The 21,256-nt window shown below is 37.1% G+C and carries 23 protein-coding genes; 16 read left to right on the forward strand and 7 right to left on the reverse strand.

Annotated features, from left to right (window positions below; translation table 11 throughout):
- The first annotated feature begins 184 nt into the window (after positions 1-184).
- The 4 genes from AC1DIT_RS12245 to AC1DIT_RS12260 all read left to right on the forward strand — a co-directional run bounded on the left by AC1DIT_RS12245 (position 185) and on the right by AC1DIT_RS12260 (position 1,975).
- A complete protein-coding gene (locus tag AC1DIT_RS12245; RefSeq protein ID WP_016113285.1) occupies positions 185-973 on the forward strand; it encodes an enoyl-CoA hydratase in 789 nt (262 codons plus the stop codon).
- 69 nt (positions 974-1,042) lie between these two features.
- The gene (locus AC1DIT_RS12250) at positions 1,043-1,366 is read left to right on the forward strand and encodes a hypothetical protein (RefSeq protein WP_016113286.1); all 324 of its coding nucleotides are present in this window, start codon (positions 1,043-1,045) and stop codon (positions 1,364-1,366) included.
- A 56-nt stretch (positions 1,367-1,422) separates the two neighbouring features.
- Complete coding sequence (locus AC1DIT_RS12255) at positions 1,423-1,749, forward strand: nucleoside triphosphate pyrophosphohydrolase (RefSeq protein ID WP_003195533.1); 327 nt, start codon at positions 1,423-1,425, stop codon at positions 1,747-1,749.
- A 40-nt stretch (positions 1,750-1,789) separates the two neighbouring features.
- Positions 1,790-1,975 (forward strand): hypothetical protein, encoded by a 186-nt coding sequence (locus AC1DIT_RS12260; RefSeq protein ID WP_000431742.1) that lies wholly within the window; start codon positions 1,790-1,792, stop codon positions 1,973-1,975.
- A 45-nt stretch (positions 1,976-2,020) separates the two neighbouring features.
- Here the strand turns inward: AC1DIT_RS12260 and AC1DIT_RS12265 are convergent, their stop codons facing one another.
- On the reverse strand, positions 2,021-2,224 hold the full coding sequence (locus AC1DIT_RS12265; protein ID WP_016133159.1) for a hypothetical protein: 204 nt from the start codon (positions 2,222-2,224) through the stop codon (positions 2,021-2,023).
- A 158-nt stretch (positions 2,225-2,382) separates the two neighbouring features.
- Between AC1DIT_RS12265 and AC1DIT_RS12270 the strand changes: the two genes are divergently transcribed.
- On the forward strand, positions 2,383-3,432 hold the full coding sequence (locus tag AC1DIT_RS12270) for a M42 family metallopeptidase (protein ID WP_016133158.1): 1,050 nt from the start codon (positions 2,383-2,385) through the stop codon (positions 3,430-3,432).
- Between the two features lie 223 nt (positions 3,433-3,655).
- On the opposite strand, the gene AC1DIT_RS12275 is transcribed toward AC1DIT_RS12270, so the two are convergent.
- Genes AC1DIT_RS12275 through AC1DIT_RS12285 form a run of 3 tightly spaced genes read right to left on the reverse strand, consistent with a single transcriptional unit; the run spans position 3,656 to position 7,411 of the window.
- Entirely contained in the window at positions 3,656-4,759 is a 1,104-nt protein-coding gene (locus AC1DIT_RS12275; RefSeq protein ID WP_016133157.1) for a Ger(x)C family spore germination protein, read from the reverse strand.
- An 11-nt stretch (positions 4,760-4,770) separates the two neighbouring features.
- A complete protein-coding gene (locus AC1DIT_RS12280) occupies positions 4,771-5,859 on the reverse strand; it encodes a GerAB/ArcD/ProY family transporter (protein ID WP_016133156.1) in 1,089 nt (362 codons plus the stop codon).
- A 4-nt stretch (positions 5,860-5,863) separates the two neighbouring features.
- Positions 5,864-7,411, reverse strand: coding sequence for a spore germination protein (locus tag AC1DIT_RS12285; RefSeq protein WP_016133155.1), 1,548 nt, complete (start codon positions 7,409-7,411; stop codon positions 5,864-5,866).
- A gap of 507 nt (positions 7,412-7,918) precedes the next feature.
- Here AC1DIT_RS12285 and AC1DIT_RS12290 point away from each other — a divergent pair.
- Positions 7,919-8,872 carry a TRM11 family SAM-dependent methyltransferase gene (locus AC1DIT_RS12290; RefSeq protein WP_033671372.1) on the forward strand — a complete coding sequence of 318 codons (954 nt, stop codon included), beginning with the start codon at positions 7,919-7,921 and terminating at the stop codon, positions 8,870-8,872.
- Between the two features lie 117 nt (positions 8,873-8,989).
- Here the strand turns inward: AC1DIT_RS12290 and AC1DIT_RS12295 are convergent, their stop codons facing one another.
- Together AC1DIT_RS12295 and AC1DIT_RS12300 are read right to left on the reverse strand one after the other, a co-directional pair.
- A complete protein-coding gene (locus AC1DIT_RS12295) occupies positions 8,990-9,298 on the reverse strand; it encodes an IS66 family transposase (protein WP_267864845.1) in 309 nt (102 codons plus the stop codon).
- Positions 9,299-9,311: 13 nt separating this feature from the next.
- Complete coding sequence (locus tag AC1DIT_RS12300; protein ID WP_006093693.1) at positions 9,312-9,458, reverse strand: YflJ family protein; 147 nt, start codon at positions 9,456-9,458, stop codon at positions 9,312-9,314.
- A 438-nt stretch (positions 9,459-9,896) separates the two neighbouring features.
- Between AC1DIT_RS12300 and AC1DIT_RS12305 the strand changes: the two genes are divergently transcribed.
- The 10 genes from AC1DIT_RS12305 (at position 9,897) to AC1DIT_RS12350 (ending at position 20,276) form a co-directional block, all read left to right on the forward strand.
- A complete protein-coding gene (locus AC1DIT_RS12305; protein ID WP_033671366.1) occupies positions 9,897-11,345 on the forward strand; it encodes an amino acid permease in 1,449 nt (482 codons plus the stop codon).
- A 16-nt stretch (positions 11,346-11,361) separates the two neighbouring features.
- A complete protein-coding gene (gabT, locus tag AC1DIT_RS12310; protein ID WP_016133152.1) occupies positions 11,362-12,690 on the forward strand; it encodes a 4-aminobutyrate--2-oxoglutarate transaminase in 1,329 nt (442 codons plus the stop codon).
- A gap of 23 nt (positions 12,691-12,713) precedes the next feature.
- Positions 12,714-14,156: an aldehyde dehydrogenase family protein gene (locus AC1DIT_RS12315; protein ID WP_016133151.1), complete on the forward strand. Its 1,443-nt coding sequence runs from the start codon at positions 12,714-12,716 to the stop codon at positions 14,154-14,156.
- Positions 14,157-14,191: 35 nt separating this feature from the next.
- Positions 14,192-14,545 (forward strand): DUF3870 domain-containing protein, encoded by a 354-nt coding sequence (locus tag AC1DIT_RS12320; RefSeq protein ID WP_016113297.1) that lies wholly within the window; start codon positions 14,192-14,194, stop codon positions 14,543-14,545.
- A 196-nt stretch (positions 14,546-14,741) separates the two neighbouring features.
- The gene (locus AC1DIT_RS12325) at positions 14,742-14,882 is read left to right on the forward strand and encodes a hypothetical protein (RefSeq protein ID WP_016133150.1); all 141 of its coding nucleotides are present in this window, start codon (positions 14,742-14,744) and stop codon (positions 14,880-14,882) included.
- Between the two features lie 110 nt (positions 14,883-14,992).
- Positions 14,993-15,250 (forward strand): hypothetical protein, encoded by a 258-nt coding sequence (locus AC1DIT_RS12330; RefSeq protein WP_016133149.1) that lies wholly within the window; start codon positions 14,993-14,995, stop codon positions 15,248-15,250.
- 339 nt (positions 15,251-15,589) lie between these two features.
- Positions 15,590-16,528 (forward strand): glutarate dioxygenase GlaH, encoded by a 939-nt coding sequence (gene glaH / locus AC1DIT_RS12335; protein ID WP_016113300.1) that lies wholly within the window; start codon positions 15,590-15,592, stop codon positions 16,526-16,528.
- 74 nt (positions 16,529-16,602) lie between these two features.
- Positions 16,603-17,826, forward strand: coding sequence for an L-2-hydroxyglutarate oxidase (gene lhgO, locus AC1DIT_RS12340; protein ID WP_016113301.1), 1,224 nt, complete (start codon positions 16,603-16,605; stop codon positions 17,824-17,826).
- 356 nt (positions 17,827-18,182) lie between these two features.
- Positions 18,183-19,634 carry an MFS transporter gene (locus AC1DIT_RS12345; protein WP_476998213.1) on the forward strand — a complete coding sequence of 484 codons (1,452 nt, stop codon included), beginning with the start codon at positions 18,183-18,185 and terminating at the stop codon, positions 19,632-19,634.
- 270 nt (positions 19,635-19,904) lie between these two features.
- Complete coding sequence (locus tag AC1DIT_RS12350; RefSeq protein WP_016113303.1) at positions 19,905-20,276, forward strand: PH domain-containing protein; 372 nt, start codon at positions 19,905-19,907, stop codon at positions 20,274-20,276.
- Between the two features lie 627 nt (positions 20,277-20,903).
- On the opposite strand, the gene AC1DIT_RS12355 is transcribed toward AC1DIT_RS12350, so the two are convergent.
- A partial coding sequence (locus AC1DIT_RS12355) for a DUF7852 domain-containing protein (protein ID WP_476998214.1) occupies positions 20,904-21,256 on the reverse strand: 353 nt, incomplete at its 5' end.

Here is a 21,256-nt window from a genome sequence, read left to right on the forward strand (position 1 = left end):
ATAATGGTAAATAGACGAGGCTATGCGGAAAATCTCTTGAAAAGAAGTTATTTTCTTTCATTATAATAGGGAATATATAAATTTTCGAGTGCATTAGACAGAAAATTACGAAAAAAGAAGGATTTTACACCTCTTTTCTTTAATTATATAAGTATAATCTTTAAGGAAGAAAGAGGGATATATAATGGAAGTAAAAAGCAAAGCCGAGTCTGTAGTTGTGAAATATGAAGGACGAGTAGCAACGATTATGATGAATCGCCCAGAAGTATTAAATGCGTTAGATGAACCTACGCTGCAAGAATTGTTAGCAAAGCTGAAAGAAGTAGCTGAAAGTTCAGTGCATATTGTCGTATTATGCGGGAATGGACGTGGCTTTTCTGCGGGTGGAGACATTAAATCTATGCTTTCAAGTAATGATGAAAGCCGCTTTGAAAGTATTATGAATACTATTTCAGAAGTTGTTGTAACGTTATATACAATGCCAAAACTTGTGATCAGTGCAATTCATGGCCCAACTGCGGGGCTTGGCTTAAGTATTGCGTTAACAGCTGATTATGTATTGGCAGACATTTCATCTATCATTGCGATGAATTTTATTGGAATCGCTTTAATACCAGACGGCGGGGGGCATTTCTTCTTACAAAAACGTCTTGGTGAAAATATGGCAAAACAAATCATTTGGGAAGGTAAAAAGTTACCAGCAACAGAAGCGCTAGAGCTTGGGTTAATTGACGAAGTTATCGGAGAAAACTTCCAAGGGGCTGTGAAACAAAAAATAAATGAATGGCTTCAAAAACCAATTAAATCCATGATTCAAACAAAACAAATTCTATGTGAAGTCAATCGTTCGAATTTAGAACAAACGCTTCAGCTTGAAAAGCGCGGACAATACGCGATGAGAAAAACAGCTGACCATAAAGAAGGAATTACTGCATTTTTAGAAAAACGTCCGCCAGTGTTTAAAGGGGAATAAAAAAGGAAGAAAGTGCTAACACATTTTAGTATAATTGTGTTAGCACTTTTTTAAGTAATGAGGGAAAAGATGAAAAGAAAAATTATATGTATAATCAGTTTACTACCACTTATTTATTTTGCTCTACATAGCACACCAACGCTTGCTGTTCGCACAGCTTTATTCTTTGAAGGGTATCCAAAGGTCGCTATAGGAGGGGAGATTACGAAAGAAAGAAATATAGAGAAAGAAGCACTTCCTGCAGCTTATCAAACATTGTATGGAACAGAAAATAATGAATCAGACCATTACTTCTTTCCGCATGTACAAGCTCATGGAACAGGGATTGATATGATTAGTGCGTGTGTAAAGAAGAGATGGTTTTTCTATCAAGCAGAGCTCGGATGCTACTAAATAGAGGAAGAAGCTATGCTATAGTATAAGTATGATATTTTGGTGGAGGTAGAACTATGTCAACTTATAATAAACTAGTTAGAGATCTCGTTCCAGAAAAGATTTTAATGTCTGGAAAAACATATACTTCAAAAAAATTAACTGGTCAAGCATACATACAAGCATTAGCGAAAATCGGAACAGAGGAAATTCGTGAATTCGCCTCAATGAAAGAACGTGAACACGCATTAGATTCACTGGCTGATGCACTAGAAGTCATCATCTCACTAGCGCGTGCAGAAGGCGCAACATTTGAAGATATTGAGCGTCTTCGTAAGCAAAAAGAAGAAGAACGCGGTGGATTCCAAAGAGGAATTTATTTGCTGGATGTTTCGGAGGAGTAGTTTGATAGAGAGTATCTATTTTAGATAGGGAGAACATTACATGGAAAACAGCAAACATTTGTATCAAGTTGGGGATTATCGTCTATGGCTAAACACAGAAACAGGGGCTTTACAAATGAAACTTGACGGGAATAGAGAATTGTATAACATACCGAAAAACACGAAATTGTACGATCGGCTGTTAAACGACTTTTTCAGCAAGCCAGTAGAGCAGGAAAATAAGTAGTTAAGATAATTGATAACTATATATAGATGAAAAGCTCACCCTTTTCTAGAAAGGTTGAGCTTTTTGCTGTTTTGCTTTTGCTAGTTTTACTTTCGTTACAAAAAGACCAATGATAAAAAATATTCCCGTTAGCATCCATCCAATTGTAATCGCAGTAGAGGTATGAAGAACATAAGAAACCTGTAAACAAAGCAAAGATGATAAAAACCAAATTAATGCAATTTCTACAAGTTTTTTCGTTACTTTCATTATAATTAATCCCCTTTGTTAAATGTACTATAAAACATTTTACCATAATTATGTAATTGTAAAAGTAAAATATACAAAAATCTCCATCGTTATTAGTAGAGGTTTTGTAATAATTTAGGTATACTGAATATTAGAAAAACAAAGTGGAGGGGACTGCATTGGCACATCATGCAAAAGAAACAATGGAATTAATTAAACAGCTTGTTTCCATTCCAAGCCCATCTGGAAATACAGGAAAAATCATTAACTTTATTGAAAACCACGTAAAAGAGTGGAATGTAGAAACGAAGCGTAACAATAAAGGTGCTCTTATTTTAACGTTAAAAGGGAAGAACGATGAGCAGCATCGTTTACTAACTGCTCACGTTGATACTTTAGGTGCAATGGTAAAAGAAATAAAATCTGACGGTCGCCTTCGCTTATCGATGATTGGCGGATTTCGCTGGAACTCTGTTGAAGGAGAATATTGCGAAATCGAAACAGCGAGCGGAAAAACATATACGGGTACAATTTTAATGCACCAAACATCTGTCCATGTATACAAAGACGCGGGTGAAGCAAAACGTGATGAAAAAAATATTGAAGTTCGTATCGATGAGCGCGTATCTTCAGCAGATGAAGTTCGTGAACTAGGAATCGAAGTAGGGGACTTTGTCTCATTCGACCCACGTGTCCAAATTACAGAGAGCGGCTACATAAAATCACGTCACCTAGACGACAAAGTAAGCGTGGCAATTCTACTAAAATTAATTAAAAGATTACAAGATGAAAACATTACATTGCCATACACAACACATTTCTTAATCTCTAATAATGAAGAAATCGGGTATGGTGGTAATTCCAACATCCCAGAAGAAACAGTAGAATACTTAGCTGTCGATATGGGAGCATTAGGAGATGGTCAAGCATCAGATGAATACACAGTATCGATTTGTGCCAAAGATTCTAGCGGGCCATACCACTACGGTTTACGCAAGCATTTAGTTGAACTTGCGAAAGCAAACAACATTGAATATAAAGTAGATATTTACCCATACTACGGATCAGATGCATCCGCAGCAATCTGCGCAGGATTTGATGTGAAACACGCACTAATTGGAGCGGGAATTGATTCTTCTCATGCATTTGAGCGTACACATGAGAGTTCGATTGCACATACGGAGGCGCTTGTATTTGCTTATGTAATGTCGGAGTTGATTGGAGAATAACGAAAAGAGGTTACCTGGTATCGGGTAACCTCTTTTGTATGGCGAATGTTGTCGGAGTAAGCATCAAATATTCCTCACCTACAATTTGTAAATAACTTATGAGGGAATCTTCTTACATACTACATGTGAAGGTTTTTTTATGAAAAAACAGCTAGTAAAGAAATTAACCTTTCTAAAATTGAAGGGGCTTGCAATTTTGGTACGAATCTTAGTTGAGCTCATGTTACTTAATCGTTCCCATCCCACCAATTTCTACATTTACCTTGACGTTTACATCGCCCTTTGCTAATGCCTTATTCCATCTATTTTGGACTTTTTTCCATTCTGGATACGTGTAAGTTCTTGCATATAGCCCAAGCCCAATCGGATCGATTTTGGTAGCTTGTATTTTCTTTATTAATTGCTTGAAATCAGCTTCCAGCTTAGTTTCAATAGCTTTTTGTAATTTTGCTGCGTCCTTTCTTGTATTGAACGAAAAAAGTCGTTCTGTAATACCGATTCTCATCTTTACATCTATATTAAATATAAAATGATTATTATACTTAACCTTTGTCTTTACTTTAATATTTTGGGCACTAAAGCTTATCCAATCTTTATCCTTGCTATCCGACATTAGTTTAATTGCAATTGTAAATGGAAACTCACCTTTCGTTTCTTGCTGCAAAATGCGTAATAGTTTGTTTTCATCAGATTTTAGCGTTAATTTATACCTTCCTTTTTCATCCAACAAAGCTGTACCTGTCACCCATATTTTATTCTTTTTTTTCATCTCAGTAATACTTGCTGTAATCCCTTTGTCTGCTACTTGTTCATGTAATTTTTGAAGAGTTGTTTTTACTGCGATATTTCTTAAATAGGCGGTATCAACTAGTTTTGTTAAATATAAAGGAAGTCGGGGCTTATCTTTTGGGTGATAAAAGATGACGTCCGAAACAGGTCCATCTACAGCAACAACTCGTGTGGTAACTGTATTTTTGGGGTCTCGATAAAATGGATCGAGGTAATTTTCCCAGTTTTTTTGTTTCATTAGCCGCTTTCCAACTAAAATAACCTGTGTTTTACTTCCCGAGGTTAGCGCCATAACTGTAGCATCAAATTTGTCTCTAGAATTTCGAATTGTAACAGATTTCACACCAGTAGTTTCTTCTTTTACTTTTGCTTCTTTATTAAAAACAGGACTTGATATATATACCAATAAATTATTATTACGATCTAAGTCGATACCAAGGATAAGGGTAAGGGAAACATCTTCAACATTTGTCTGATCAAAGCATCCAGTCATCATGAACACCGATAACAAAATACAACATAGTACTTTTCTTTTCAATGTATCCCCCCCTAGCGAGACTTCTCATATACCCAGCTATACATCCATAAAATGATAGGTGATATATACGTCAATCCTAATCCAGCATTCGATACTACCTGTTGCCAAGTTTCGGCTTGATTCCAACTAGGACGAGTCCAAAATGCGAAGCCGATAATGAGCAATAATAGAACAACGACATGAGAGCTGTGATCTTGTTTCCCAAGTAATTGGCTCGAACAAAATACAGCGCAGTATATGCAAGGAATCCAGGCTGTGGAAACAACGGTTAAGTAAACAGCCAATAAAATCATGTCAAAACGTTCTAAAAAACGAAATTCAATTACTTTAAGTAAATTTAGTACCGGTTGGTTAAATTGTGTAATGCTATCGGGGCTAAAATAGGAAAAGCAAATAATAGTAGCAAATAAATAAAATAACATCGTTAAAGTGTTTGCAATAACCATTCCATGGACTGCATACTGTTTTTTTTGTAAAAAGGGATATAAAAAGAACGCAATATCAAACCCTAAATAAGCAAAAATAGTGGTCGGTACAGCTGTTAATACAGGTTTCCACCCTTCTTTTAAGAGCGGAAAGAAGGGCATCAGGCTTCCGCCATCTTTTAGCGGTATCAAAAAAAACAGCGGAATCCAAAGCATCATATAAAAAGTAAGTTCAGAGTACCGCCCTATAATACGAAGGCCGTTGCGTACAACAAGAAAGGTAGGAATCGAAAACAAAAAGATAATGATATAGTCAGGCGTTTTCGGAAGAAGCCATCCCTTAAGATAAAGCATAGCGTTCACAAGAATAGTACCGGAATAAAAGGCAAAATATATCATGTAAATAATAACGAGTGCTTTCCCTACTATTTTTCCGAATAATCGTATAAGAATGTCGTAAAGCGTGTCCTCGGGATATCTTGCAGCTGTTTTCACGATAAAAATACCTGATATTGTGGAGAATACCCAGCCGATAAGTATAGCTATCCATCCATCTGTTCCAGCTTTTTCTGCAAGCAATCGTGGGAGAGATAAAACTCCAGTGGCCACCTGCATTCCATTGATTAAAAAAATATACTGCATAAGAGTGATGTCATTATAGGCATATTTTTTCATAGTTTCACCTTTTATTATGGTTTTTTCTTTGTCGAATAGATTGAGTGGCTCCCGTACCTTTAGAACGACTTCTTATCGCCCATAAAGGAAAGCGTACAAAAGCATCCTTCATATCTGCAAAGCGAAACGGTGCTAACGGAGTTCCGTAAGGGGTACCTAGCGATTCAAGACTGATGAGATGCGCAATTAATGTCATCCACCCGATAACAAGTCCTACAATTCCAAATAAGGAAGCTGATAGCATCATTGGAAAGCGTAAAAGTCTGACTGCCGCTCCCATATCATAATTAGGGATAATAAAAGAAGCGATGGCTGTAATAGCAACAACGATAATCATAATGTTGCTTACAATTCCCGCCTGAACAGCAGCCTGTCCAATAATAATTCCGCCCACAATTCCAACTGTCTGACCGATCGGAGTAGGCAGCCGTAAAGCCCCTTCTCTCATCGCTTCCAATGTCATTTCCATAAGCAGTGCTTCCATAACTGGAGAAAATGGTACACGCGTTCTTGATTCCGCAATAGACAAAAAAAGCTCTACAGGAATGACTTCAAAATTAAAGGAAATAAACGCAACATAACTCGCAGGTAAAAATAGAGCAATCATAAAAGCGACGAAACGAAGTATACGAATAGATGAGGCAACTAACCAACGTGTCCCGTAATCATCAATTCCTTGAAAAAAAGATATAAAATTTGTCGGGGCAATTAATACACTAGGGGAATGATCCACAACAATCACAAATCTTCCCTGGAGAATATGAGATACAGCCACATCGGGTCTTTCAGTTAACATAAATTGTGGAAACGGTGAGTACGGGTTATCTTCAATGAATTCGATAAGTTCACCAGTACTTTCAATAGCGTCGACCGTAATATCTTGAATCCGTGTTTCTAATTCCTTCAGCACATCTTCAGAAGCTACATCTTCCAAATATAAAATAGAAATCCTCGTTTTGCTTCGTATACCAATTATTATTTCTTTTATCATTAATTCGCGATGAGGAATATATCTTCGAATCATTGCGATATTTTGACTTCCAGTTTCTGTGAATCCTTGATGCGCACCTTTTAGAGCTATCTCGTTATGAGCATCTTCAATATTTCTTTGTGGCCATCCTTTCGTATCCAATTGATGCGCTGTTGTTCGGCCGTGGATTAATAAAACACTATCTCCTCCAAAAATAGCATTTTCAATCTGACTGCACGTATTAATAATTTTAATCTGTCCTAATGTAATTGGAAGTTCCGTATTCGTATCAAAAGCACTATTCATTAAAGGATTTAGAACGTGATGTTGAATCAATTGTTTATCTGTTAATCCAGACAAATACACTAAAGCTGCTTCTAATCCATCTGCTGTCATTTGAAACCGACGAATCACTAAATCAGGTGCTTGACGAAATACATTCTGAATATCAGCTATGTTTTTCGATAAATCAGCGTCTAAGAGGGAGGCCTCTATATTTTTTTTCGAAAAATGAGTATTGTCTTGTATTGAAAATGACTTAGGATTACCTCTATATTTTAACCGTTTCAGAAATTTAGCCATGACTCCCTCACTTTCTACGTGCCTTCTATAGTATGTTTAGTATGTATATATTAAGAAAAGATATCCTAATAACTAGAGAGGCAACGCCAGAATTATTACTATAGATGTCCAGTAACCAATTCTCCAAAATAAAAAAGTATTTCTCTCTGTATGACTAGTAGAAAGAAATACTTTTTTTATTCCGCTATTCGCGGGCAGTAAGACTCCCGCTTCGAAATTCAGCAAAGAGGATAGGTGAGTGTGATTAAAGTTTCACTTTGTTTGAATCATATGATATCATTTAACTTTATTAAAAAAGTATGTGAGCGATTGTAAGGAGTTAGGAATACGAGCTAATTCCTAGAAATAAAATATTCTTTAATAAGTAAAGAATCCGATGAAAAGAACTAATAAAAAGAGACAAAGTTGCCTCGGCTTATTCGTCCCTTTTTCATATATTTCATGTTATATGGTACTACTGAGAATGATGGGGAAGAACAATTTAAAATGATAAAGGATGCGAACAGATTGAATAATCACAGCACAACACCGGCATTTATATATACGTATGCATTCCGCGAAGATGAACGATCTTTATGTTATATGGAGATGCGCTCTCTTTTTGGAGTTGAGTCTCATGTTAACATTTTGAAAAGTAAGGTCAAAATTGAGCCGAGCCGAAGTCCGTTTATGAAAGAACGAATCGAAGTGATGTATGAAGGAGACGACTTGGCAAATATTTTAGAACAAGTAGAACAAATTGATTTGGCAGGAGCTACATTCAAAGTTATTTTTGTTAAAATTAATGATCTCAATGAATCGAACAAAATAGAATACGGACAGCGGCGTGTAATTGAGAGAGAAATCGGCATGCAGATTGAAGGGGAAGCGGACGTGCATCATCCAGAGCGTGTATTTGGAATTGTTCCTCTTGGTGGTCGTTGGTATTTTGGAGAATATGTTGAAAGTGAAGCTGTTTGGTATCATCACGTGAAAAAACCACGCAGCTATTCTACGTCACTTAGCACACGTGTTGCGAGAGCTGTTGCGAATATCGCTGTGCCAAATCCTGATGGAGTCAAGGCGATTGACCCGTGTTGTGGTATAGGAACGGTACTGGTAGAGGCACTGTCCATGGGAATTGACATCGTGGGCCGGGATATAAATCCTCTTGTTGTAATTGGATCTAGAGAGAATATTGCGCATTTTGGATTTGAAGGAGACGTAACGGTAGGGCCGATTGCGGATGTCACAATTAATTACGATGTAGCAATTATCGATATGCCGTACAATTTATTTACACATGCGACACCAGAAGATCAATTCTCAATTCTTACACATGCGCGTCGTTTTGCGAAAAAAGTAATTGTTGTAACCATTGAGACAATGGATCACATGATTAAAGAAGCTGGATTTGAAATTACAGACCGCTGTATAGCTAAAAAAGGGACATTTTCTAGGGAAATTCTTGTTTGTGAATAGGGGAAGTCTTTTGTAATGTATAAAGGAAAGTGATTGGTATATATGCCAATCACTTTTTTCTTTATCACTCAAAGGAATTGTTAAATCTTCTATTCTAGGATTAAGGGTATTTACTTGTTAAGCTTTGTAGTAACTGCTTAGCCTAGTGTTAGATAGTTTACTAGGAAGGCAACAAAAGGAGGCATGCCTTCTTTTGTTGCCTTGTACGGATTGTTTCTGTTTTGTAATCGTAGAAATTACACTGCGAATGCGACAAAATACAACGCTATCCTGTTCGTTTCGAAAGGTACCAGAGATATTTTCCTTTACCTTGGCCATTCGCAAGTCACGCTCTGCTTGATTGTTGCCAAACGGGACAAACGCATTCCGAATATGGTGAGAAACGGTCGATATATTTGAGAGAATAGTCGATATCGTCTTATCGATGAATCATAATAGATTACTTTTCTTTGAGTTCTTCTTGCTTTGCAGCTAATAAATTACGTAAAACATGCCCCCGATAGCTCTCTAACTTCCGTCCTTCAAAATAACGAACTCCTAATTTTTTCAGTTCCGCTACGTACCATCCTTTTGTTCCAAAATACATGGAGATCACTTCCTTTTTGCTTTTAAACAGTATATGTTTTAGAATTTATAAATTTCGTTTTTAACACAATATAACTGAATTTAAAATAAATGTTGAATATTCAGTCTATTTGTATTATTATTAGTTTATTATCGGATGACAGTGATTAGCCTCTCTGCATGCCCGGATATGATTTCGTTCAATTTAATCGAGGATGATTGGCTTCTTTCCACTTGAACTTCCTTAGCAGGAAGACGAGCCATAAGGATAGAGACAGTAAAATCCAATGTAATTCTTTACATTGTTTTTCTGGCTCTTTTTATTTTTCCTATAAATAGGAAAAGGGTGAGCGTTACATATGCTTATTAGAAGACCGATTTAGAAGATGATGTTAAGAAATCGTTATCAATCATGGGCGATGTTTCGATCTTATGTATATTCACTCTAATAGAAGGATTTATGAAAATAAATACTTATAGGTTGGTGATCTTTTTGGTGAAAGAAAAAAAGGAACTACAAAAAGACTTAAAAACCAGGCATATCACAATGATTTCAATTGGCGGGGTGATCGGGGGCGGATTATTTGTAGGAAGTGGGACAATTATTCAATCAACCGGTCCAGCGGCCATTTTGTCCTATATCATTGGCGCTTTAATGGTTGTACTTGTGATGCGGATGCTCGGGGAGATGGCTGCGGTAAACCCTGATAGTGGTTCATTCTCAACATATGCACATAAGGCAATTGGACCTTGGGCAGGGTACACAATCGGTTGGTTATACTGGTTCAATTGGCTCATTATTATCGCAATCGAAGCGGTATTGTTAGGAGTGATGATCAATAATTGGTTTCCTTCCATACCAACATGGCTAGCGAGTTTGTTCGTGATTATCATGATGACAATGACAAATGTTTATTCAGTGAAGTTATACGGGGAGTTTGAATATTGGTTAGCGCTTATTAAAGTGGTAGCGATTCTTGCATTTTTAGTTTTAGGAGTTTCTATGATTTTTGGACTTGTACCTAATGTAGATAGACCGGATCTTTCAATCATCTCTGAAAACGGGGGCTTTTTTCCAAAAGGAATTATGCCAGTACTACTTAGCGTTGTGTTTATTTCTTTCTCTTTATCGGGGAGTGAAGTAGCAGCGATTGCGGCCGGAGAGTCTGACAATCCAGAGAAGAATGTAATAAGAGCGATTAACAGTGTTGTATGGCGTCTTATGATTTTCTTTGTAGGGTCTGTATCGATTTTGGTCATTTTTATGCCGTGGAACAATGCAGAATTATTGAAATTGCCTTATGCAAGTTTATTTCAGATGGCAGGAATCCCTGCAGCTGCGGAAATCATGAATGGGGTTGTATTTCTATCGCTCCTTTCGGTTATGAATTCCGGAATATACACGAGTTCTCGTATGTTATTTTCACTTGCGAAAAAAGGAGATGCCCCTCTAATGTTCTCCAAGTTAAATAGTAGAGGGACACCAGTTTGGGCGATCTATGCAAGTATCGTATTCGCATTCATTTGTGCCATGCTAAAGTTTATATCTCCTGATAAACTATTTGCTTTTTTAGCGAATAGCTCAGGCGGCGTTACGATGCTGATGTATATGTTCGTTGCCGTTTCTCATATCAGGTTGAGAAGAAAAGCTGAAAGAGAAGACCCAGGGAAACTAAAGGTGAAAATGTGGTTATTCCCTTATCTCACATATGCAACACTTGCGATGATCATTACGATATTTGTTGCACAAGCGTTTATAGCGGATATGCGTATGCAATTTTATATGACGATGTTAGCGACTGCCGTAGTAATCGCAATCTATTTCCTAAGAGATAGAAATAAGCGAGTGCCAATAAAAGAAGATTTTACGATTATACAAGATTCGAAAGTTAGTTTAGAGAAGGAGTAAGAAAGGGGAATGTTCCATGTTAAAAGAAAAGCAAAATATTGTAACGACAAAATCTGATAGTCTACATGAGAGAAGAAACAATGCGGTGCCTGAGGGTCCTTATAATATTACGCAGTTATATGTCGGGTCGGCAAAAGGGGCAATCATTACGGATGTAGATGGCAATGAATTAATAGATTTTGCAGGCGGGATTGGTATGCAAAATGTCGGGCATTGTCATCCGAAAGTAGTACAAGCCATTCAAAGCCAGGTGGCATCTTCTATTCATAGTTGTTTTCATGTAGCGCCGTATGAAAGCTATATTGAGTTGGCTGAGAGATTGAATGAATTAACGCCAGGAGATTTTAAGAAAAAAACAATGTTTGCAAATAGCGGGGCTGAAGCAGTAGAGAATGCTGTAAAAATCGCTAGGAAAGCGACTGGGCGCAGTGCCGTTGTTTCATTTGAACGTGCATATCACGGGCGGACACTTCTGACAATGTCTCTTACGAGTAAAGTAAAACCTTATAAGCATGGATTTGGTCCATTTGCATCAGATGTATACAAGCTGCCTTATCCGTATTATTACCGCGCGGAAGACGGCATGACGAAAGAAGAAGTAGATGGGCGAATTTTAGCGTATTTCGAACGTTTTATGTTAGAGGAAGTGGCAAGTGATAATATCGCTGCCATTATTTTGGAACCGCTTCAAGGTGAGGGTGGATTTATTGTTCCAAGTGCAACGTTTATACAAGGCGTCAGAAACCTTTGTGATAAATATGGAATTATCATGATTGCTGATGAAATTCAAACGGGTTTTGCTCGTACTGGAAGTTTGTTCGCAATGGATCATTTTGGCGTTGCTCCTGATTTAATGACATTTTCAAAATCAATTGCTGCAGGTATGCCGCTTAGCGCAGTAACAGGAAGAGCGGAATTGATGGATGCGCCTGGGCCAGGACAACTTGGCGGCACTTTTTCGGGAAGCCCGGTTGCTTGCGCAGCTGCACTTGCTGTTTTAGATGTAATTGAAGAAGAGCAGTTAGTAAAACGTGCTGAGGTAATCGGAAGCCGGATGATGGAAGTATTCCATAGCTGGAAGGAGAAATACGAATGTATTGGAGATGTGAGAGGCCTTGGGGCGATGACGGCGATCGAGCTTGTAAAGGACCGAAATACGAAAGAACCAGCAGCAGAAGAAGTAAAAGCGATTATGCAAGAAACACATAACAAAGGTGTAATCACAATAAGCGCTGGTATTTATGGTAATGTCCTTCGTTTCTTACCGCCGCTTGTTATTACAGATGAACAGCTTGAAGAAGGGCTTCATATTCTTGAAACGGCAATTGCGAAACTATCAAAATAGGAAACGATGATGGAGGCAGAGTAATGAGGTTTTTAAATTATATAAATGGCCAGTGGAAAGAGCCATCTACGAATCAATATTCGAAAAATTATAATCCGCATAACGGAGACGTGTTAGGGGAATTTCCACTAAGTTCAGCAGATGATACACAGGCAGCTATCGCATCTGCAAAAGAAGCTTTTCAAAATTGGCAAGGGCTATCGTTTCAAGAGCGGGCAAGTTATTTATGGAAAGCAGCAGCGATTTTAAAAGAACGAGTGGCAGAAATTGGTCAAGATTTAACGAGTGAAGAAGGAAAGACACTTGCCGAAGGAATCGGGGAGACGAAGCGAGCAATCAGTATTCTGGAGTACTATGCGGGGGAAGCAAATCAGCCGGTAGGAGAAATGATTCCTTCTGCAAATCCGAAAACGATGCTCTACAGCAAACGCGTCGCAGTGGGGCCAGTGGGACTCATTACACCGTGGAATTTCCCAATTGCGATTCCAGCATGGAAAATGGCTCCGGCGCTGATTTATGGAAATACGGTTGTTATAAAGCCAGCTGAAATTACGCCGAAATCAGTCTATCACCTTGTGAATGCTTTTCACGAGGCAGGAATTCCTGCTGGAGTTATCAATTGTGTGTTTGGCAAAGGTTCAGTCGTTGGAACGGAATTAACAGAAAATCCTGATATAAAAGCGATATCCTTTACTGGTTCGAATAGCGTCGGAAAAACCATTCAGCAAACCGCGATTGCAAGCGGGAAAAAGGTGCAGTTAGAAATGGGAGGAAAAAACCCATTAGTCGTATTAAAGGATGCTGATACCCAGAAAGCAGTCGATATTGTGATAAGAGGTGCATTTATGTCAACAGGACAAAAATGCACAGCGACAAGCAGAGTAATTATTGAAGATGACATTTATGAGGAATTTCGAAATGAGCTCCTGTTACGTACAAAGGCTCTTAAAGTTGGAAATCCATTAGAAAATGCTACGTTTATGGGGCCATGCGTATCCGAGAACCAGCAGCACTCTGTTTTAGCGATGATTGAAGTAGGAAAGAAAGAGGCTTCTTTACTTTGCGGAGGTAGCGCACCAGAAGAAGATGAGTTAAAACGAGGATATTATGTTCTACCGACTATTTTTGAAGACGTACCGCAAGATGCACGAATTGCGAAAGAAGAAATTTTCGGTCCTGTTATCTGTTTGTTTAAGGTGAACAATTATCAAGAAGCGATTCATTTAGCGAATGATACAGAATACGGACTGAGTGCATCTGTTTGTACAAATAATCTCAGCCTAGCCCAGCAGTTTATTGATGATATGGAAGTTGGAATGGTCCATGTCAATTCAGAAACAGCAGGAGCGGAGCCGCAAGTTCCGTTTGGCGGCATGAAAAATTCTAGCGATGGACCGCGTGAACAAGGAAAAACAGCTGCAGAATTTTATACACGAGTGAAGACAGTATATATCGATCAAGTATGAGTTATAGAATAAACACATAATAATGGGGGATGAACATGCGTAAAGGTACTTTTTTCATGGCAGGACACTCAAGACTTCCGAAAGGGATGGCTGTACGCAGTGTCTATGAAACATTAACAATTACAATAGAGGCAGATCTCAAATATCACGTTATTATTGAAGCGTCATGTACCCTTGCTACTGAACATGGGAGAGACTTTATTGCTCAAATGTTAAGAGGACATAGTTTACAAGATGGCATTGAAGAGATCACGCAAGAAATCTCGTATCATTATCAAGGAAAAGCACAAAATGCGATTATTAGCGCGTTAAAAGATTTGTACCGCCAATATACAAGCTATGTAAACGGCGAAAAGCCACAAGAAGAATATGAAGAAACAAATCTATAACAAACTGCCCGTAAAAGCCCGATTGGTTCAACTAATAATCAGTGGGGGATGAAAAATCCCCCACTGATTAAAGTTTCACTGTATCGCACTTTACTTTGTAAAGAACGTTCATAAACGAGAGCCAGTTATATTTCTGCTTATTTGGTGAGCGGAATATAGCTGGCTTTTTATTTTTAAAACATGAGGAGGTTAAAAAATGTCAAAGTTAAATCAAGGTGGAAAACAAAAAAGAAGATGTACGGAAAATGGTGTGGTGAAACCTTGTAACATGTGTAAAGCATGTGGCCGGGAGAAAGAAAATGAAAAGTACATGTCAAAGGAGAAGAAAGGTTTTTAAAATACAAGAATTATAATAAATAAATATAGTGCTAGCTCTTACCGCTTCATATACAATAAAAGTAGGATTGCGCTTCTACTAAAGGGCAGTTTTCAGAAGGAGGGAATGATATGGAGAAAATGAAAGTAGAGTTTGAAGTTAAAGGATTCGGTGAAGAAGAGCTAGTAAATGTTGATAGTGCTTATAAAAGTATTGAAATTGCAAGAGTAAATGGTTTATCAAAAGATACTACATTAGGTGAGTTGGAATCAATTTTACAAGCCATGTTTGATGAAGTTGAAAAAGATTATGAAAATCCACCACAATTCACTGGAAGAATTACGATTCGAGCAAAGAAAGAAAACGCTGAAATTAAGTATTATGGATAATGAAGTGTTAGGTGGATAAGAGTTAAACAACGACTTTATTATTTTTACACAGTACACGAACGATAAAATAACTGATAAAAACATATTGACAGTGTAAATATTTTGAATTATCATTTAATTATAAAATGATAAGATCCATACGAGAAATTAGCCTTCTCTATATCCGATCTTCATTTTCTGTTTTGCACATATTTTCATAAAAAAACTGTCTATTATTACTGTACTTTAAGAGATTAAAGAACACTCGTAATTTAAAGCCAGTTGTACGTTTTCTACGATTTGTATTGTAGATGCGTATGACTGGCTTTTTCGTTTATTTAAACTAAAGGAGGAAATAAAATGTCAGTGATTACAGAGCAAGAAATGAAGATGAAGTTTGCAAAGAAATATGAGGGGTATGAAATTGTTCCTCATCCAGAACATAAACGCTTGTATCATATTGTGTTAGATCAGCAATTGTTTCAACAATTTTTCGTAGAGGTAAAAGAACATTCGGAGCAATCCTTACAATATATTCCGTATTCTCGCTTTATCCTTGCTGATCAAATGAAAAAATTCTTTGGTGAATCGTTTATGGAAAATGTTCGTGGTATTATTCACGACCGGGAAACGGGCGGGTTTACAATTGGTGTACAAGGCGAAACGATAGATGCAGGAGACTATGTGAAATTTGCAACGGCATTAACACATTTAATTGGTACACCCAACTTTGATGCAATGACAGGAACGTACTACGCGAGATTTAATGTGAAAGATACAGATGGCAGTGATTCTTACCTTCGCCAAGCATATCGATTATTTACTCTTCATACAGACGGGACATTTGTTGACGAACCGACAGATTGGCTCCTTATGATGAAATTTGAGGAGAAGAATGCAGTAGGCGGTGAATCACGTTTACTTCATTTAGATGATTGGGAAGAGCTTGATAAATTTCGCAAGCATCCACTCGCATCTGTCAAAATCACATACAAAGCACCTCCAAGTAAAAATGCGCAGGAAATCGTCTACCGTGAAACATTTTTTGATGTAAACAATGCACCGTGTATTTGCTTTATTGATCAATTCGCTTATCCAGACAATATTGAACAGGCAACATATTTGAAGGAATTATCACACTCTGTGGAGAACTCTCCAGCAACGCATGCATTACAATTACCAGTTGGAGATTTAGTTCTATTAAACAATCTATTTTGGATGCACGGGCGCGCTCCTTTTGAGGAAAACAAAGATTTATATCGAGAGCTTATGCGTCAGCGTGGTTGCTTTTCTAAATAATAGATGCGGCGGGTCTTACAATAAGGCCTGCCTTTCCTAATATAGGGGATACAAACATAAGGGGGAAGTTTTATATGTATGATTTTCTAATTATCGGCGGAGGAATTGTTGGCCTTTCAACAGGAATGGGGTTAACAAAAAAATTTCCTCATGCCAAAATCGCAGTCATCGAAAAAGAGGACGAACTTGCGCATCACCAAACAGGACATAATAGCGGTGTCATTCATTCCGGCATTTACTATAAACCGGGCAGCTATAAAGCGAAATTTGCGAAAGAGGGAAACGCAGCGATGGTTGAGTTCTGCAAAGAAAATGGCATCGCCTATGACATGTGCGGCAAGGTGATTGTCGCAACAGAACAAGAAGAACTTCCTCTTTTACATAACTTGTATGAAAGAGGTCTACAAAATGAGCTGAACATTTCTAAAATCGACCAAGGAGAACTAGCGGAAATCGAGCCTCATGTAAAAGGATTAGGAGCTATTCGCGTTCCTTCCTGCGGCATCGCCGATTATAAAGGAGTCAGTCATACATTTGCACGTTTTATTGAAGAAAGCGGAGGAGAAGTACACTTAGGCACAAAAGCAGAACATATCTTTGAGAAAAAAGACTTCGTTACAATCGAAACAAACAAAGGCGTCTTTGAAGCAAGATTTCTCATTAACTGCGCCGGATTACATAGCGACCGAATCGCCAAAAAAACAGGAATACTAACAGACATGAAAATCGTCCCGTTCCGAGGCGAATATTACGAACTCGTTCCAGAAAAGCGCCATCTTGTAAAACACTTAATTTATCCTGTTCCAAACCCAGACTTTCCGTTCTTAGGCGTTCATTTCACACGAATGATAAATGGGGACGTACATGCAGGGCCAAATGCAGTACTAAGTTTCAAACGCGAAGGCTACACAAAAAAAGACTTTGACATAAAAGACTTCATGGAAACAATGACATACGCCGGCTTTTGGAAAATGGCAATGCCAAACATGAAAGAAGGCATGAAGGAAATGATTCGTTCTTTCAGCAAACAATCCTTTCTCAAAAGCTTGCAGCACCTAATACCAGAACTTACAGAAAAAGACATCGTTCCGACTCATGCCGGCGTAAGAGCACAGGCCATTCTATCCAATGGAAACATGGTAGATGACTTCTGTATTATCCCGGGCATAAACTCTATGCATATTTGTAATGCTCCGTCTCCAGCGGCAACGGCTAGTTTGAAGATTGGGGAGGAGATTGTAAGTAAAGTGCCGGATGTGATTGTGGACCGAATTTCCTTGTCGAAAGCTACTTTTTGAAGTAGCTTTTTATTTTTTTTTTGTAAATAACAAAATTTGTTGAATTACGGATATATGTTGAGAAACAAGCGATATATTTGGAAAATAAATGGTATAGGAGAAGGATACTCAATATTTCTGTATGAAATATGAGGTATACGGATATTTTCGAAATATTTATGAGGTGTAAATCCCTCTATGAAAGCGCTTTATTCATTAACCTGCAATCCATGTCGTTAGACAGGGAATTAATTTTATGAAACAATAATAACAGGTAAGGAGAGGGTGCTTTTCCTTAAGTGCTTCGTATTGAATTTATTCTATAAGAGAAAGTGTGCTTAATGATTTTAAATGAAATAAGGAGCTGTTTTTATTATATGCAACAAAAAAACGATTTAGATTTTGGACCTCAAGATGTTAATATTGTTAATCCTAAACAAGCTAGGAAAGCTGTTGTTGCCACTGGTATTGGGAATGCAATGGAATGGTTCGACTTTGGCTTATATGCGTATTTAGCGGTTATTTTAAGTMAATTATTCTTCTCTGGTGTCCACAATAGTGGTCTCCAACTTGTACTTACATTTGGTACATTTGCTGCCGCCTTTCTAGTTAGGCCGATTGGTGGTATTTTCTTCGGTAGAATTGGTGATAAATATGGCCGAAAGATTGTGTTAAGTACAACTATTATTTTAATGGCACTTTCCACATTATTTATTGCGCTACTACCAACCTACGAACAAATTGGAATTTGGGCACCGATTTTATTATTAGTTGCTCGTATGGTTCAAGGATTTTCCACAGGAGGCGAATATTCAGGAGCGATGGTGTATATCGCTGAATCTTCCCCCGATAAGAAGCGTGGTATACTCGGTAGTGGTCTTGAAATTGGGACGCTTTCTGGTTACATCGCCGCTTCGGTAATCGTTACCGTTTTGACGGTAGTGTTAACAGATGAACAAATGCTTAGCTGGGGATGGCGTATCCCGTTCTTAATTGCTGCGCCAATTGGTTTGGTCGGTTTATATTTACGCCGTCATTTAGATGAATCTCCTATATTCCAAGAGATGGAAAAAGCGCAGAGAGACTCTGAAGAAGATGAACAAATTCCGTTTATTGATATTTTGAAATATCATAAAAAAGACTTTCTTTTAAGCACAGTAATTGTTGCCTTCTTTAATATTACAAACTATATGATCCTTTCTTATATTCCTTCTTATCTAACACAAGTATTAAAAATCAAAGAAACGACTGGTTTAATCATTATTTCAATTACGATGGCACTCATGATTCCACTGGCGCTTTATTTCGGGAAATTAAGCGATAAAGTTGGTAATAAACGTGTAGTACAATTCGGATTACTGGGTTTGACATTATGTTCAATTCCTGCCTTTTTACTAATCGGTAATGGACATATTGTGGCTATTTTTATAGGTATCTTTATTTTAGGTTTCTTCCTTAGTTTTTATGAAGGAACATTGCCTTCCTTATTACCATCTCTCTTTTTCACAGATGTACGTTATCGTGCACTCTCGATATCATTTAATATCTCCGTATCCATATTTGGTGGAACAACACCGCTCGTATGTTCATATTTCGTTCATGCTACTGGAAATGCACTTGCACCCGCATTTTATTTAACTGGTGTCAGCTTAATCGGCTTAATTGTATTTAGCCTACTATTTATAACAACGTCAGGTCGTGCATTGAAAGGTTCGTACCCGACTGTAGAAACGAAAAAAGAAGCACACGAAATAGCGAAGCAAGACCCAGAAGAAGCACTTTGGTGGCATGAAGAATCTCTGGAAATTGAAGCAGAGAGACAATTGTAATAATGATTGTTTGAATTTTCAATATAAAAAAAGACTCCTATTAAAGGAGGCCACTGAATACAAAACAAGAAAGGTGACTTTTCATTCAATTTTGAACGAAAAGTCACCTTTCTCTTTATTCTGTTTCACTTTGTTTCGTTCATTTTAATTATATGAAATTTTTTGTTTGATTCTGTTGTTCAGCTTAAAATTCATACTCTCTAATTAGAAAAATATGGGTATAATCAAATTGTGTAGAAAAATGTAAATTTTGAAAGGGAGGGGATAGTGATGCAGTTAGAACAACAGGATTTGTTTAAAGGGGAAAGAGTTGTTATGGAGCGGAAAGCGAATGCAATTATTGATTTTAAAGACTTTGGTATGAAAAAAATTAAATATAGTCCTTTTAGAAAACACGAAGCGATTGGCGGAAAGTTATATGTAACAAACTATCGGCTCATTTTTAAGTCACATCCTATAAACCGTGTAAGGGGTATGTACAGTATCCTACTACCTACTATTCAATTCGTTAAGGATGATTCTTTTCTTGTAGGGGTTCTGCCGCATACCCATCAAGCTAAGATTTTAAAATACCATGCCCATCAACCTAATATTTTGGAGTACCCCAAAACAAAAATTTTATCTCACTACAGTTGTCTATGAGAATTCAGTTCATTTTTTTGTTTTAGGGAACAATTAATTTCCAATACATGTCTTAATGCGAAAATGTGATATTTCGTTGCCCTCTATATGTAATATTGCATATAAATATATATTGATATAAATGTAAGCGCTTACTATAATAAGAGTATAAAGATTTACCACATCTTAATACTCAAAAAAGAGGAGGAAATAATATGGCAATCGCAATGGCAGTTTTATCATTTTTAGGTGGAGTACTTCCATTAGTAGGAGAACTTTTAAAAGCAGTAATGTAAGTTCATTATTCCGCAATTATTTATAAAAATTATCATACCTTAATACGAAAAAAGAGGAGGAAATAACATGGCAATCGCAATGACAGTTTTAAAATTTGTAGGTGGAGCACTTCCATTTGTTCAAGAACTTTTAAAAGCATTTATGTAAGTTCACTATTTAGCAATTATTTATAAAAATTATCATACAAATGATCTGTATATCAAAGATGAATTGATGTGCAGATCATTTGTGTGAGCAATCTTTAAATAAGAAAGAAGAATCCCAAAAAGAATATGGGATTCTTCTTTTTTTAGTGCATGAAATGTTGCAAAATAACTGACTTGATTTAAGAATATTAATGAGAATTCTTAATTAGCAGCTAGATTGTCCAGTTCCTCCAATTCTTACTTGTTGAGTTTGTAATACTTTCAAAGTAAGATCAAGAACGATTTTTTCACGTAAGTGGTCAAATGTTTTTTCATGATGTTTACCACATGATTCTCCATGATGTTTATCATGATCATTATCACATGGTGAGAAATCAAGCTCATAAAATTCTGCACTAATTATTTCACAAAATGGCTGTTCATTATAGAAAACATTATTTTCAAAGAAGAATTTATCTAGACGAGGAACATCAGTGTTTTTTGGATTAATAAAACGAGCTTTATTTTCTGAAGAAAAAGCTATGATTGGGTTAGAAGAAAAGTCATTTGCAGTTAAGT

This window comes from Bacillus sp. 05T22 (assembly GCF_056396765.1).

Bases quoted from the DNA above. Each gene is read 5' to 3' on its own strand.
- AC1DIT_RS12325 (WP_016133150.1), top strand. From the start codon at position 14,742: ATGTCAAAGTTAAATCAAGGTGGAAAACAAAAAAGAAGATGTACGGAA.
- AC1DIT_RS12250 (WP_016113286.1), top strand. From the start codon at position 1,043: ATGAAAAGAAAAATTATATGTATAATCAGTTTACTACCACTTATTTAT.
- AC1DIT_RS12330 (WP_016133149.1), top strand. From the start codon at position 14,993: ATGGAGAAAATGAAAGTAGAGTTTGAAGTTAAAGGATTCGGTGAAGAA.
- glaH (WP_016113300.1), top strand. From the start codon at position 15,590: ATGTCAGTGATTACAGAGCAAGAAATGAAGATGAAGTTTGCAAAGAAA.
- lhgO (WP_016113301.1), top strand. From the start codon at position 16,603: ATGTATGATTTTCTAATTATCGGCGGAGGAATTGTTGGCCTTTCAACA.
- AC1DIT_RS12245 (WP_016113285.1), top strand. From the start codon at position 185: ATGGAAGTAAAAAGCAAAGCCGAGTCTGTAGTTGTGAAATATGAAGGA.
- AC1DIT_RS12300 (WP_006093693.1), bottom strand. From the start codon at position 9,458: ATGTATTTTGGAACAAAAGGATGGTACGTAGCGGAACTGAAAAAATTA.
- gabT (WP_016133152.1), top strand. From the start codon at position 11,362: ATGTTAAAAGAAAAGCAAAATATTGTAACGACAAAATCTGATAGTCTA.
- AC1DIT_RS12260 (WP_000431742.1), top strand. From the start codon at position 1,790: ATGGAAAACAGCAAACATTTGTATCAAGTTGGGGATTATCGTCTATGG.
- AC1DIT_RS12320 (WP_016113297.1), top strand. From the start codon at position 14,192: ATGCGTAAAGGTACTTTTTTCATGGCAGGACACTCAAGACTTCCGAAA.
- AC1DIT_RS12315 (WP_016133151.1), top strand. From the start codon at position 12,714: ATGAGGTTTTTAAATTATATAAATGGCCAGTGGAAAGAGCCATCTACG.
- AC1DIT_RS12350 (WP_016113303.1), top strand. From the start codon at position 19,905: ATGCAGTTAGAACAACAGGATTTGTTTAAAGGGGAAAGAGTTGTTATG.
- AC1DIT_RS12265 (WP_016133159.1), bottom strand. From the start codon at position 2,224: ATGAAAGTAACGAAAAAACTTGTAGAAATTGCATTAATTTGGTTTTTA.
- AC1DIT_RS12255 (WP_003195533.1), top strand. From the start codon at position 1,423: ATGTCAACTTATAATAAACTAGTTAGAGATCTCGTTCCAGAAAAGATT.
- AC1DIT_RS12285 (WP_016133155.1), bottom strand. From the start codon at position 7,411: ATGGCTAAATTTCTGAAACGGTTAAAATATAGAGGTAATCCTAAGTCA.
- AC1DIT_RS12280 (WP_016133156.1), bottom strand. From the start codon at position 5,859: ATGAAAAAATATGCCTATAATGACATCACTCTTATGCAGTATATTTTT.
- AC1DIT_RS12305 (WP_033671366.1), top strand. From the start codon at position 9,897: ATGAAAATAAATACTTATAGGTTGGTGATCTTTTTGGTGAAAGAAAAA.